The sequence below is a fragment of the Colwellia sp. BRX8-9 genome (assembly GCF_014077245.1).
Lineage (GTDB): Bacteria > Pseudomonadota > Gammaproteobacteria > Enterobacterales > Alteromonadaceae > Colwellia_A.
In genome coordinates, this window is the sequence record NZ_JACGVN010000005.1 from 1 (window position 1) to 14208 (window position 14208).

13 protein-coding genes are annotated in these 14208 nt (G+C 37.0%); 10 read left to right on the top strand and 3 right to left on the bottom strand.

The window, feature by feature from the left end:
• Positions 1-553 precede the first annotated feature (553 nt).
• Positions 554-1174 (top strand): hypothetical protein, encoded by a 621-nt coding sequence (locus H4J70_RS05390; RefSeq protein WP_182173615.1) that lies wholly within the window; start codon positions 554-556, stop codon positions 1172-1174.
• 497 nt (positions 1175-1671) lie between these two features.
• Here the strand turns inward: H4J70_RS05390 and H4J70_RS05395 are convergent, their stop codons facing one another.
• The 3 genes from H4J70_RS05395 to H4J70_RS05405 form a co-directional block, all read right to left on the bottom strand.
• Positions 1672-2955, bottom strand: coding sequence for an HlyC/CorC family transporter (locus tag H4J70_RS05395; RefSeq protein WP_182216728.1), 1284 nt, complete (start codon positions 2953-2955; stop codon positions 1672-1674).
• Between the two features lie 77 nt (positions 2956-3032).
• Entirely contained in the window at positions 3033-3833 is an 801-nt protein-coding gene (locus tag H4J70_RS05400; RefSeq protein ID WP_182230281.1) for a cytochrome c biogenesis protein CcsA, read from the bottom strand.
• An 89-nt stretch (positions 3834-3922) separates the two neighbouring features.
• A complete protein-coding gene (locus tag H4J70_RS05405) occupies positions 3923-5038 on the bottom strand; it encodes an SO_0444 family Cu/Zn efflux transporter (protein ID WP_310740309.1) in 1116 nt (371 codons plus the stop codon).
• A gap of 248 nt (positions 5039-5286) precedes the next feature.
• Here H4J70_RS05405 and ffh point away from each other — a divergent pair, with 248 nt between their 5' ends.
• The 9 genes from ffh to H4J70_RS20995 all read left to right on the top strand — a co-directional run bounded on the left by ffh (position 5287) and on the right by H4J70_RS20995 (position 14147).
• Positions 5287-6678: a signal recognition particle protein gene (gene ffh / locus H4J70_RS05410; protein WP_070375879.1), complete on the top strand. Its 1392-nt coding sequence runs from the start codon at positions 5287-5289 to the stop codon at positions 6676-6678.
• Between the two features lie 208 nt (positions 6679-6886).
• Positions 6887-7135, top strand: a complete 249-nt coding sequence (rpsP, locus tag H4J70_RS05415) for a 30S ribosomal protein S16 (RefSeq protein ID WP_070375880.1) — start codon at positions 6887-6889, stop codon at positions 7133-7135.
• A 26-nt stretch (positions 7136-7161) separates the two neighbouring features.
• The gene (rimM, locus tag H4J70_RS05420; protein ID WP_070375881.1) at positions 7162-7692 is read left to right on the top strand and encodes a ribosome maturation factor RimM; all 531 of its coding nucleotides are present in this window, start codon (positions 7162-7164) and stop codon (positions 7690-7692) included.
• 1 nt (position 7693) lies between these two features.
• Complete coding sequence (gene trmD, locus H4J70_RS05425) at positions 7694-8515, top strand: tRNA (guanosine(37)-N1)-methyltransferase TrmD (RefSeq protein WP_259366338.1); 822 nt, start codon at positions 7694-7696, stop codon at positions 8513-8515.
• A 37-nt stretch (positions 8516-8552) separates the two neighbouring features.
• Positions 8553-8906 (top strand): 50S ribosomal protein L19, encoded by a 354-nt coding sequence (gene rplS / locus H4J70_RS05430; RefSeq protein ID WP_070375882.1) that lies wholly within the window; start codon positions 8553-8555, stop codon positions 8904-8906.
• Positions 8907-9484: 578 nt separating this feature from the next.
• Entirely contained in the window at positions 9485-10150 is a 666-nt protein-coding gene (locus H4J70_RS05435; protein WP_182230279.1) for a PEP-CTERM sorting domain-containing protein, read from the top strand.
• Between the two features lie 895 nt (positions 10151-11045).
• The gene (locus tag H4J70_RS05440; protein ID WP_182216736.1) at positions 11046-11804 is read left to right on the top strand and encodes a DeoR/GlpR family transcriptional regulator; all 759 of its coding nucleotides are present in this window, start codon (positions 11046-11048) and stop codon (positions 11802-11804) included.
• Between the two features lie 275 nt (positions 11805-12079).
• Positions 12080-13600 carry a glycerol-3-phosphate dehydrogenase gene (glpD, locus tag H4J70_RS05445; protein ID WP_182250744.1) on the top strand — a complete coding sequence of 507 codons (1521 nt, stop codon included), beginning with the start codon at positions 12080-12082 and terminating at the stop codon, positions 13598-13600.
• A gap of 328 nt (positions 13601-13928) precedes the next feature.
• Positions 13929-14147 (top strand): ice-binding family protein, encoded by a 219-nt coding sequence (locus H4J70_RS20995; RefSeq protein ID WP_404842486.1) that lies wholly within the window; start codon positions 13929-13931, stop codon positions 14145-14147.
• Positions 14148-14208 lie beyond the last annotated feature (61 nt).

Consider the following 14208-nt stretch of genomic DNA (forward strand, 5'->3'; position numbering starts at 1 on the left):
TTGTGGTTTTAGTTCCATTTATTTAGCTATTTTTATTCATCGTTTTATCGGCAGAGTCGTTGGTGATTAAATCGGTTGTTGCGGATAAAATGTTGATACACGTTTACTGGAATTTAGGCAAAAAAAAACGCATTACTTAAAAAAGAATGCGCAATAAAAACATAACTACTAAGGGAGAAACATAAACACTTATAAAGTAAGAGTGTTAGTTGTGGTTTTAGTTCCATTTATTTAGCTATTTTTATTCATTGTTTTATCGGCAGAGTCGTTGGTGATTAAATCAGTTGTTCCGGATAAAATGTTGATAAACGTTTACTGGAATTTAGGCAAAAAAAAACGCATTACTTAAAAAAGAATGCGCAATAAAAACATAACTACTAAGGGAGAAACATAAACACTGCTAAGTAAGAGTGGCAGTTCTAGTTTTAGTTCAATAATGTTTCATTTAAAATGAAAAATATTTTTTACACTACTACTCTCACTATTATCTAGTTGGTATAAGGTCGTCTTTCTGGCATGATAACAATATCCAATCCAATAACGTACTGATGTTATGTCGTTTATTAAACCTTTTCTTATTTCATTGTTCAGCATCATACTCCTCTCAAGTTGTGCTACATCACCGCCAAAAAATCCTGAAAATATCTGTGAAATTTTTCGTGAACACCGTGATTGGTATTTTGCTGCCAAAGAAGTGCGTGAGCGTTGGGGGGTGCCTATCCATGTGCCCATGAGTATGATGTTCCAAGAAAGTTCATTTAGAGCCGATGCTTTGCCTCCTAGAGACTATTTACTGGGTTTTATCCCTTGGGGTCGGGTAAGTACTGCTTACGGTTACTCTCAAGCAAAAACGATGACTTGGGATGATTATATTAAAGAAACAGACAATTCTGGCGCCGACCGTGATGACTTTGACGACGCTATCGATTTTATGGGTTGGTTTATATTTAAAACACAGAAAATTAATAAGGTCTCTAAATGGGATGCTTACAACCAATATTTAAATTATCACGAAGGTTGGGGGGGCTTTAAACGTCGCTCTTATAAACAGAAGCCTTGGCTGGCAAAAGTCGCCCGCAAAGTCGATAACCGAGCACGGCGCTACAGTAGCCAATTAAAAAGCTGTGAAGCAGATTTAAATCATGGTTGGTTATGGCGATTATTTTTTGCATAAAGTTTATTTGTCGATATAACTGTAATTAGCTTTGTGAGCATGGTCTTTTATAAAAAGGTCATGCTTTTTAGTTTTAAGGCTAAATTAAAGCCAATGATTGTTCGCCGAGTTACATAACATAAGTAGTGATAACATGTAGCATAAATAGTGCTTATATAATCTCTTTGCAGTAAAAATGCTCGCAAAGGCTTTCGTTTCTTATCATAAAAATTATTGTAAAAAAAACTTCATAAATATTAAAGAAAGGCATTGCATTATTTGAGGGCTGGCTCTTATTGGGCTGCGTTTTGTTATCCACAGAAATTGTGGAAAAATCATTATTAGATCAAGTGGTGTGAATAACTCTGTGAATAACTTTGTGGCTTGCTGCTATTATCCACAAAAGAAGAAATAAGAGCATCTAAAAGTAATTGTTACTATGATAAGGATTTCATAAAAAAAGGCCTTAAAATGATGATTTAAGGCCTTGTGTTATATCTGTGGTGTAACCAAACTTGCTACTTTTCTTTATCATTATCGAGATAAAGTTCAGGAAGGATCCTAACTGTTTTGATCATATTATCTGAGACATCAACAATTTCTAAAGGGTAACCTGCTATACGTACACTTAAATTAGCTTCTGGTATATCTTCTAAATATTCGATAATTAAGCCGTTTAATGTTTTAGGGCCATCGGTAGGGAAATTCCATGTCATTTCTTTATTAATATCCCTCACCGTAGCACTACCATCGACTAAATAACTACCATCAGGTTGTGCATTAACCTCTTCACTTGTCGTCGGCGTCATCGTTGTTGTAAAGTCACCAACGACTTCTTCCAAAATATCTTCTAGGGTTACTAAGCCTTGAATGTCCCCATATTCATCGACGACTAAGCCTAATCGTTCTTTGGCATGCTGAAACTTTAATAGTTGCACATTCAGGGTGGTGCCTTCGGGAATAAAATATAATTCTTTTATTGCTCTGATTAAGGTGGTTTTAGTAAATTGATTTTTGAATAAGAGTTTCAATGCATCACGTAGATGAATATAACCGACAACATCATCCATATTGTCTCGATACAATAACACACGGGTATGGTTTGATTGTGCCAGTTGTTTTTGAATCTTTTTCCAGTCATCATTAATATCAATGCCCACTAACTCATTACGTGGGATCATAATATCTTCAACGGTCACTTTCTCTAAATCAAGAATACCGACCAACATATTTTGATCGCGCTCGGGTAACATAGCCCCAGAGTCATTAACAACGGTTCTAAGTTCTTCTGAGCTTAAACTGTGATGAACACGTTGTTCAGAACTAACACCGATTAATAGCAATAAACCGTTAGTGATCCAATTTACAGCAACAACGAAAGGGAACAACAGCTTCAATAAAACAGATAAGACAACTGAGCTTGGAAAAGCGATTTTTTCAGGGTATAACGCCGCTAATGTTTTTGGGGTTACTTCAGAAAAAATAAGCACAACAAGTGTTAATGCAATGGTTGCAACCAACACACCCATGTCACCAAATAAACGTAAGCCGATAATAGTGGCAATCGCAGAGGCCGCTATATTAACAAGATTATTGCCAATAAGTATTAAACCAATTAAACGGTCTGGACGCTCTAATAATTTACTGACGCGTTTAGCACCTTGATGATTTTGTTTTTCTAAATGGCGAAGTCGATAGCGGTTAAGCGACATAATGCCAGTTTCAGATCCTGAAAAATAGGCTGATAGAATAATTAGAATGCCAAGAATGGCAAAGAGCATTTCCGTTGATATGTTGTCCAAAAAAGGAACCCTATGTTGTGTTATAGATAGTCATTAAGTACGTTATATACTTATTTAATGACCATTATTTTGATAATTTACAGTAAAATAAATTCTTTAACAAATCGACTACCGAAATATGCCAATGTTAATAAAGCACTACCGGTAACCATTAATATTAATACTCGATGTCCTCGCCAACCCCTATTGTAATGACCCCAGAGTATCGTTGAATAGACCAGTAGGGCTAATATAGACAATATTGTTTTATGTAAGTTTTCGTGTGAGATCATCCCATCTAAAAATAAGAAGCCAATAACTTGGCTGAGTAATAAAAAACTCGTGCCAATACTTAATATAATAAAAAGCTGACCTTCAACTTGCATCAGTGGCGGTAAATGATTGACCGCCGCCAAATTTTTTGTTTTTAATTTAAAATGGATGTAAGCCACTTGAAACGCATAAAGTGTCGCAATAATCAGCGTACAATAAGAGAGCAGTGCAAGCGTTACATGGCTTATTACACTTAATTGGTGATTAATTAAGGGGGCTTGTTCAACACTCGGTATGAATACCATCAAAAATTGCCAAATACCCGCAAAACCATAAATAACTGGTAAGAGTAAATTCACCTTAAAGCGCAAAGCAAATGCAGAGACTGATAAACAAATAATTAAACTGACTAAAGAAATAACGTTAGGCAATGCAAAGTTAATATCCGCTTGAGCAACTAAAAACTGTGCATTACTTAACGTGTGAAGCACCATAGCTAAACAGCCAAAAAATAATACAAAAACTAAATTAGGCCCTTTAGGGTGAAATAAACGTAATAACATTGCAGAAGTTGCTACAGCATAAGCAAAAAATGCAATTAAAGAACAAATATCCGAAAAACTCACAACGTGCTCCCACACAAGAACTTAAAAGTTAGGTATTTATACCTGCAAACGATTCTATCAGAATGCGGGTAATACACCCTATATTAAAACTATAAAACTAATTTTCTTAAAGGCTTTATTGATAAAAAGGCAATTAACCCTGCGCAAGTTAACCCAAACCAAAAGGGTAGTAACTCATGGCTATGTTGCATTTGCTGCGTAATATTAATATCAAAAAACGCCAAGCCCCAATCAAGTAGTAAGCCAAAGCCAATTGCACACGACGAAATACCTAATAAATACCGGATTAAAACACTGCTGCCCATTTCATTTTTAATGACGCCCAATGTTGAAATATTGGTTGCAGGGCCAGCCATCATAAAGACCAACGCCGTGCCAGGAGATATACCGGCTAAAATAAAGCCAGCGGCGACAGGGGTCGATGCAGTGGCACAAATATACATAGGGATTGATATAACGATCATCACTAACATTGCGCCTAAACCACTACCGTAGCTAAGTAAAAAAGAGGCGGGTAAAAATGTTTTTATTAACGTGGCAAAAACCAAGCCGACTAATAACCAAATAATGATATCGTCTATCAATTGCGTTGCCGCGTAATGAATACCTGAGGTGGTTTTACTGATAAAGCTTGTAGATTTTGTTGGTGGTACAGTAATTTTTTCACTGGCACAACATGAAGACTTTACATTTTCTGTTGCAAGTACAGGTTCATTAACTACTTTTTTCTTACTTGGACAACAACTAGGTGCATCATCAGCTGCTGATTTTGGCAGAGTAATGTCTTCTTTTTTTATCGTTGAAACCAATAAGCCTGTAATAATAGCAGAAAATATCGCAGTTATTGGACGATAAATAGCAAACACTGGCCCTAATAAAGCATATGAAACAGAAACAGAGTCAACGCCTGTTTCTGGGGTCGCAACTAAGAAGGATGAGGTTGCAGAAGCGGAAGCGCCACTGCGACGTAATTCAGTCGCAACAGGGATAACACCACATGAGCATAAAGGTAAAGGTGCGCCAATGAGTGCGGCTTTAATAATAGCGAGTTTCCCTTCGCCTAAATGTTGACTTAAAATTTTAGTGGGTACCCAAGACTTCATTAAACCAGCGATGAGTAAACCTAATAATAACCAAGGACTTGCTTCAGCACTTAGGGCTAAAAAGTTTGTCAGTAATGCAGATAAATATTCCAAGACAGTCACTATATTAATTATATAAAAGTTAAACCAACCTACAGCTTACCATACTTATATTAAGGTGCATTAGTCGTTATCAAATAACGACGATTTATTTATCTGATCTGCTGTACTTTACTCTTGTAGTTAATTGATAAATCTAACGCTAATGAGTATGAAGAAACTGAGAGGATTTGCTATTAATCCTTTCGCTTATTTTATTGGCGGGTATAATATGCAATAATTTTTATATTCAGCACAATATAGAGTCATACATGTTTGAGAATCTTTCCGATCGTTTAACGAAAACGTTAAAAAATATCAGCGGCCGTGGCCGATTAACAGAAGACAACATTAAAGAAACATTACGTGAAGTGCGTATGGCACTTCTTGAAGCGGATGTTGCCTTACCGGTTATTCGTGATTTTATCGCTAAAGTAAAAGAGAGCGCGGTTGGTCAAGATGTCTCTAAAAGTCTTACTCCAGGACAAGTCTTCGTAAAAATTGTTCAAAAAGAACTTGAACACGCTATGGGTGAAGTCAACGAGACCCTTAATTTAAAAGCGGCTCCGCCAGCCATTGTATTAATGGCAGGTTTACAAGGGGCGGGTAAAACAACCTCTGTGGCAAAGTTATCAAAATACTTAACAGAGCGTGAAAAGAAAAAGGTATTAGTCGTCAGTGTCGATGTTTATCGTCCGGCTGCTATTAAACAGCTAGAAACATTAGCAAACGAAATTAATATTGAATTTTTCCCAAGTGATATTTCGCAAAAACCAATAGATATTGCTAATGCAGCTATTGAACATGCTAAAAAGTTTTTATTTGATGTATTAATTGTTGATACTGCGGGTCGTTTACATGTCGATAAAGACATGATGACTGAGATACAAGACCTACACGCGGCTATTAATCCAATAGAAACATTATTCACCGTTGATGCAATGACGGGACAAGATGCGGCAAACACAGCGAAAGCCTTTGGTGACGCTTTACCGTTAACCGGTATCATACTGACCAAAACTGACGGTGACGCTCGAGGCGGTGCTGCGCTTTCTATTCGCCATATTACCGGCAAGCCTATTAAATTTATGGGTGTTGGCGAAAAAATTGAAGCATTAGAACCTTTCCATCCTGACCGTATTGCCTCACGTATTCTTGGTATGGGCGATGTACTTTCTTTAATCGAAGAAGTTGAACAAAAGGTTGATAAGAAGAAAGCTGAGCAATTAGCCAAAAAATTTAAAAGTGGTAAAAGTTTTGATTTAGAAGATTTTCGTGAGCAACTTGTGCAAATGAAAAACATGGGTGGCATGACTAGCATGATGGACAAATTGCCAGGTATGGGCAATATGTCAGATAAAATTAAAGATCAAATGGATGATAAATTAACCTTACGAATGGAAGCTATTATTAGCTCTATGACTAAAGGTGAACGTGAGCGTCCTGATATTATTAAAGGTTCTAGAAAACGTAGAATTGCCGCAGGTTCAGGTACTCAAATTCAAGATGTGAATCGTTTATTAAAACAATTTATGCAAATGCAAAAAATGATGAAAAAAATGTCTGGTAAAGGTGGCATGCAGAAAATGATGCGCTCAATGAAGGGTATGATGCCTCCAGGCGGTGCAGGCGGTGGCCCAGGTGGCGGGATGTTCGGCCGTTAAGAAAAACAATATTTAATTTCAAAAGGTAGCGTTCGCTACCTTTTTTGCTTTTAGTCTTTAGTCATTTCAGGTTTATCATTAGCACTGGGCGATCTTTATACTTGCTATTTATCCTAGGAAGCGTAAAATACGCGAGCTTTTCTGTCACCTAGGGTGTCAGGAAATGTCTGGAAAATTCGTTTTAACACTTTAAATAATAGAGGGCGATATGGTAACCATTCGTTTAGCTCGTGGCGGCGCCAAAAAGCGTCCATTCTATCAGGTTGTTGTTGCAGATAGCCGTAACTCTCGCGATGGTCGTTTCATCGAGAAAGTTGGCTTTTTTAACCCAACAGCAGAAGGTCAAGCTGAGAAATTACGCTTAGACCTAGACCGTATCAACCATTGGGTTGGTCAGGGTGCTGGTTTATCTGATCGTGTGGCTAAGTTAGTTAAAGACGCTCAAGTAGCAGCTTAATTAATTTAGTAGGTTTAGGAGTTGTTGTGGAAGAAATAAATAAAGAAGTCATCTTAGGTAAAGTAGGCGCAGTTTACGGTATCAAAGGTTGGTTGAAAATTCATTCGTTCACTGATGAAACCGAAGCTATATTAGACTATTTTCCTTGGTCTCTAAAATTAGGGAATAAAATACAATCAGTCGATATATCTGATTGGCGCAAACATAATAACGGACTCGTTGTTCATGTTGCTGGTATTGATGATCGTGATATAGCCCAAAAGCTTGTCGGATCAGAAATATTTGTCAACGAAAGCGCACTAGCAGAATTGCCCGACGGGGAGTTTTACTGGCGCGATTTGATCGGCATGTCTGTTGTTACTGACAAAGGTTACGACCTTGGTCATGTTTCTGAAATTTTAGAAACTGGCGCTAACGATGTACTGGTTGTTAAAGCTAATCGTAATGACGGCTTTGGTCAAAAAGAGCGTTTAATTCCGTATCTTTTTGAACAAGTTGTAAAATCAATTAGTGCTGAAAATAAACAAATTTGTGTTGACTGGGACCCAGGTTTCTAACTTGAGTAATAGTGTTTTAACAAACAAACGATGGTATGGGGTGATAAGCCTTTTTCCTGAAATGTTTGACGCCATTACAGAGTATGGGGTGACAGGCCGAGCGATCCGTAACGGGTTAATTGAATTTCATAAGTGGAATCCAAGAGACTTTACGCACGATAAACATAGAACCGTTGATGACCGTCCTTATGGCGGTGGTCCGGGCATGTTAATGATGGTGCAACCGCTACGTGATGCTATTAAAGCTGCAAAAGCTGCTGCGAATTTCGCTGCAGATTCTGCGATAGGTGATAATAGTAGTTCTGATAAAGAACAAGTCAAGGTTATATATTTGTCGCCGCAGGGACGTAAACTCGACCAAGCTGGTGTACGCGAATTAGCACAACATAATAAGCTGCTATTTATAGCAGGGCGTTATGAAGGCATAGACGAACGATTAATTGAGTCGGAAATCGACGAAGAATGGTCTGTCGGTGATTATGTTTTGAGTGGTGGAGAACTCCCCGCAATGAACATGATCGATGCTATAGCACGTTTTGTGCCCGGTGTTTTAGGACATAATCAGTCAGCTGAGCAAGATTCTTTCTCAGAGGGTTTATTAGATTGTCCTCATTACACAAGGCCAGAAGTACTCGACACTTCAATAGAAGCTATGTCGGTACCTAAAGTGCTATTAAGTGGTAATCACGAACACATAAAGCAATGGCGTATGTTTAAGTCACTAGAAAGAACATGGACCAGAAGACCAGAACTATTAACTAACCTAGCTCTGACAGCAGAACAAAAGAAAATGTTAGCTTCTATTAAAGAAGATAATAAATGATTTTGTTGATGCCTGTGAACCCTAGGAAGAAGGTATTATGAGTAACATTATTGATATGCTCGAAAAAGAGCAGATGAAAACAGATTTACCAGCATTCGCACCAGGCGACACTGTTGTTGTACAAGTAAAAGTTACAGAAGGTGATAAATCACGTCTTCAAGCATTTGAAGGTGTAGTTATTGCAATAAAAAGCCGTGGCATCAATTCTGCATTCACTGTTCGTAAAATCTCGAACGGTGTTGGTGTAGAACGTGTATTCCAGACACATAGCCCTATTGTTGACTCTATTGAAGTCAAACGTCGCGGTGATGTACGTCAAGCTAAACTTTACTACTTGCGCGAGCTATCTGGCCGTAAAGCACGTATTAAAGAAAAATTGGCAAAAAGATAATCTCTTTTTAAGCCCGTTTTGCTTTAGCAATACGCATAAAAAAAGCCTGAATAATTCGTTATTCAGGCTTTTTTTGTTTTAGTCTATATTCTGATACAGTAATCTATCTTACTGATTCTACTGGTTGTATTCTTATCCATTCAAGATGACTGACAAGCTATTTACCCGTCGGTTTTAGTTCGACCCTCTCACCGTAGAAGAACGAGTTAAACCCTAGTTTAACGATCATATTACTTGACTGAAGATTTAAAGCTCACTGACTTTACTTACTATAGTAATTTATTAACTTAATTGGAAAGTACTAATAGCGAACATAAGTTTTGTCGCCCTTGGTCGGTTTACAATCTAGTTTAGCAGTCTGATGTCATAAAGGTTGGTTAGTCATTTCTCATAATAGTTTGCAATTTAATAATGTTATTATTTTATTTTACTCTATGTCGTTGAATTTAATTGTTATTTTTATTGGTGTGCTTTTTGCATTAATAAGTGAGTAGAGTGGTTTATTTGCATAATAAAAATTATGTTATTCATTCTGCGAATATTTATTCTACGATTATTTATTATAAGAGGTAAATCCAATGAAATTTAAACTTTTAAAGCAATTAATAATAATGTGCTCTATGGTTGCAGGTGTATATGCGAATGCAGGATTAATAAGTAAAGATTACTCAGCAGCAGCAGATGGATTACTGACTGTCGATACTGTTGGTCAAACTGAGTGGTTAGATGTATCAATTTTTTATGGTATGAACTTAGATGCTCTCCAAGGTTCTAATCAGTGGGCGGCTGATGGGTTTCATTTGGCTACAGACGTAGAATTAATCTCGCTATTTAAAAATGTTGGTATCACACTGGGAGTAGACGGAACCGGTTCTCTAGGATTCGGGCTAGGACTAGGACATTCAACGGCTAGCATAATAGCTATGCAAGATCTCCATGAAAAATTTGGCGGAGGTCCTGGCGGATTACCCTTAATACAGGGGATACTCGCTGATACGAACAACGATGGTTTAAGCAACTTAGGCGGTTTAAATGCAATATCAAGTATTGCAGCCGTTAATCTAGGTATAGATATTTGGGGAGGAGGTTTCCTAACCAATAACGTTGACGATACTGTAGGAGCATTTTTTGTACGTAGTGTTGACGTTCGTGAGCCATCTACGGTTCCTGAGCCATCGACATTTGCTATTTTTTTATTGGCAATGACAGGTTTTGCATCACGTAAATTTAAAAAACAGTCTTAAAATAGTTTATATCATAATTAATTATCGTCGATTTTAAAGCTGATAATCCTATATATATCATCAGCTTTTTTATTATCAATAAGCATTTATTCGTTTAATAAATGCTTTATTATAAACTATAAATTCAGACATTTTTTAGCCTAATCATTAATTAAAAATGATTACTTATTTGACTGATAGGTTTTGATCTAGATAATGCTTTTACTTACTTTGTATGGAGTGTACGGAAATTTTCAGTCGTCATATAAATTATCATAAGTTGTTTTATCTAATTTGAATCGAAATGCCTTTCTCTTTGCTACATATCTGCTAATCCCTCAAGAGAATTATATAACACAGCCCTAGGTCACGCGATAGAATCTATATCTGCTATGACTCTTTCGATACCTATAATGTTTTAATGGTAACGATAAAGATAGTAGAAGCCTCTCTATAACTGCTGGTATTAAAGCATGGGTAATTTTTAAAAGGGTAAGTGTTTTTTTATTCCGTTCGTGTACATGAATACCAATAACACATTATCTGATGTACTGGTTGCCGCAGTGTAATGTCTTTACCACAGGTTCATTTTGACAATATTCACTATTAACACTGTCAAAGCTAGCACACGATTTTACAGTGTTGTGAGCGCCATCAACGCTGTCTAAAACAACTTTTGTTATCTAAACAAAGGATAATAAATAATGTTATTTCTATTCAGATAGTGCTTCTAAATTGTCGTCAGTGCTGAAGAATTACAATGCGTTGTTAAATTTTCACTTAAGTTCACTTATGTTCATTTTGTGGTTTATACATAACAACTAAACGATTATATAAAATATTATTAGTTAATTTGTTTGCTTATGTCGATGCAGGTGGCAAAATAGCGACATCTAATTCATAAAGTATAAGTTTAATGACACAACAGCAACGACAAGCGTTAATTTTAGAGATGATTAAAAAAAGCGGTTTTGTCAGCATTGATGAACTTGTTGAACACTTTAAGGTGACACCACAAACGGTTCGCCGAGATCTTAATCAGTTAGCTAAAGTACAAAAAATTTCACGTCATCATGGTGGTGCCGGCATTGAATCAAGTACTGTCAATACTGATTATCAAACACGAAAAATTATGGATCTTCAGGCCAAGGAAAAAATTGCTGCTGAGTTAGTGCGCATGATACCCAATGGAGCATCTCTTTTTATCAATATCGGTACAACCACAGAAACCATTGCGCGTGCCTTATTGGATCATAAAAGCCTTCAAATTGTGACGAATAACTTAAATGTTGCTTCTATACTGGGTGCCAAGGAAGATTTCTCTGTTGTTATTGCTGGTGGCGAAGTTCGCCATAGAGATGGCGGCGTCATAGGTGAAACAACGGAAGACTTCATTAAAAATTTCCGTATGGACTTTGGTATTATTGGCATAAGTGGTATTGATATCGAAGGTTCACTTTTAGATTTTGATTACCGAGAAGTTAGAGTAGCTCAAGCTATTATTGCCAATTCACGGCAAGTGATTTTAGCGGCCGATCACTCAAAATTTGGTCGTAACGCTATGGTACGCTTAGGTAATATTAATCAAGCAGATCACTTTTTTACCGATGCTCCTCCTCCTGATGAAATACAGAAAATCCTTTCAGATCATAACGTCACTTTACATTTAGTTTAATTTATAATCATTATTTATTAGCACTAACTGTTAGCAATATATAGCTCCTTCTCCTAAGGTTTAGTTTAAAGCCTACTTGCTAAATAAATTTTTTATAATCAACAATTCTTTAATTATCAAAAAAGTATACAGATATGTTCGTTTATGTTCGTAATTTATTGCTTTGTTTTCACATTGGTTGTATTGTTCAGCAAATAATATCAACGTTAAGTAAAGGCAAGCGACAAAATAGTGAGGGCTAAAGTAATTTCCTCTGGTCGCAACTAAGGAACAATATGAAAGATCAAAGCGTTATTTATGATTTACTCGTTATTGGTGGGGGGATCAACGGTACAGGCATTGCTGCCGATGCAACAGGTAGAGGGTTAAATGTTTTACTTTGTGAAATGAATGATCTTGCCTCCTCAACATCATCAAATAGCAGTAAACTTATTCATGGCGGTTTACGTTATCTCGAGTACTATGAGTTTCGCTTAGTTCGAGAAGGGCTTGCTGAACGTGAGATCTTATTAAAAAATGCGCCCCATATCATATGGCCTTTACGCTTTCGTTTACCTCATCGTAGTCATCTACGCCCTTCTTGGATGATAAGAATTGGCTTGTTTATGTATGATAACTTAGCTAAACGAGCAACACTAAAGGGCTCAAAGGGAATTAAATTTGATAAAAATAGTCCCGTTGTAGATACAATCACTAAGGGATTTGAATACTCTGATGCATGGGTTGATGATGCTCGGATGGTGGTTCTCAATGCCATTGCCGCTAGATATAAAGGCGCGAATATTATGACGCGTACTCGTTGCTCAGATGCAAAAAGAGTTGGTGATATTTGGGAAGTAACACTCAATGATAATATCACTGGGGAAAAACAGCTTGTTAAAACTAAAGCGTTAGTAAATGCTGCCGGTCCATGGGTAACAAGTATTTTCGATGAAGCATTAAAAAAGCCATCACCTAAAAAAATTCGTTTAATTAAAGGCAGCCACATTATAGTGCCGCGTATTCATAATGAGTCGCAGGCTTATATTTTACAGAATGAAGATAAACGTATTGTCTTTGTTATTCCTTATGAAGATGACTTTTCTTTGATTGGAACAACGGATATAGAGCATGTCGGCGATCCAGCGACAGCTTGTATTTCAAAAGAAGAAACTGATTATTTAATCTCGGTAGTTAATGACCATTTTAAACACCAAATATCAAACAAAGATATCATCGCGACTTATTCAGGCGTTAGGCCCTTACTCGATGACGAATCAGATTCGCCTGCAGCGGTAACCCGTGATTATACTTTCGAAGTAGATGCACCTAAGGGAAAAGCGCCTTTGTTATCAGTATTTGGTGGAAAAATTACCACTTACCGTAAATTATCTGAAGCTGCAGTTAATGGAATTATTGATCATTTTCCCGATGCGGGTGAATGTATAACAGCAGATACTGCTTTACCAGGGGGCGATTTTGACAATCAACACAATTTACAAACCAGCTTGCAACACCAATATAGCTGGTTACCCTGTCAAATAATTAAGCGTTATGTTCGCTCTTACGGTACGTTAAGTCATAAAATCTTGGCTGGAATTAACTCACTAGAAGGCATGGGTGAGTATTTTGGTGCCGGTCTTTACCAACGCGAGGTAGAGTACTTAATTCAACAAGAATGGGCTGTTGATCTTGAAGATATTATTTGGCGAAGAAGCAAACTTAGCCTACATTTAACCGCCAAAGAAAAATCTGGATTAGCACATTTTTTAGTGACATTTAATTCCAGTAAAAAAGTTACATCTACCAGTGAATAATAACAAATAAAAGCCGAGTGATATTCGCCTGTTCTTTGTAAATACAGTGCTCGCTTTGACGAGTTTAGTTAGTTAGCTCAGCACTGTATTATCTTTGATAAATGAATAGTAACAATATCAGAGGTGAATGGCTGAACAAGTGATTTGGCTGGGCGCTAGTTGTTGAGCTGACGCCCATCATTAACAATCAGGAAGCGCTTATTACGTCTGTGCAACAAGATATAAAAGATATGGGTACAGGAACAGAACTCGTATCAACCACTTTTGGTACCAACGACGAAACACTTGAGGGGGTATTTACAGCACAATAAATTATTTAACCATAGCGATAGGTAAAACCTTAACGCTTGATGGTAAAGGTATCGATGGCTCTTGGATTTTTAATATCGCCAACTATCTAACTTTCTCTGCAAACTCAACAGTGATATTGAAAGATGTTACCGATAACAGCACCATTATCTGGAATGTTCTTGGCGACAAAACCGGCTCAGCAGGTTACACAACCGGCGCTGAGGCTAGAGGTTATATTAATAATCATTTATTCTAGAATACCGCTAAGAAGACCAGTCTAATAAGTATGAAAGTTAAGATGCAAGACAATTAATTCA

Coding starts and splice junctions, on each gene's coding strand:
- H4J70_RS05440 (WP_182216736.1), top strand. CDS start 11,046: ATGACACAACAGCAACGACAAGCGTTAATTTTAGAGATGATTAAAAAA.
- H4J70_RS05435 (WP_182230279.1), top strand. CDS start 9,485: ATGAAATTTAAACTTTTAAAGCAATTAATAATAATGTGCTCTATGGTT.
- ffh (WP_070375879.1), top strand. CDS start 5,287: ATGTTTGAGAATCTTTCCGATCGTTTAACGAAAACGTTAAAAAATATC.
- rplS (WP_070375882.1), top strand. CDS start 8,553: ATGAGTAACATTATTGATATGCTCGAAAAAGAGCAGATGAAAACAGAT.
- rpsP (WP_070375880.1), top strand. CDS start 6,887: ATGGTAACCATTCGTTTAGCTCGTGGCGGCGCCAAAAAGCGTCCATTC.
- H4J70_RS05390 (WP_182173615.1), top strand. CDS start 554: ATGTCGTTTATTAAACCTTTTCTTATTTCATTGTTCAGCATCATACTC.
- glpD (WP_182250744.1), top strand. CDS start 12,080: ATGAAAGATCAAAGCGTTATTTATGATTTACTCGTTATTGGTGGGGGG.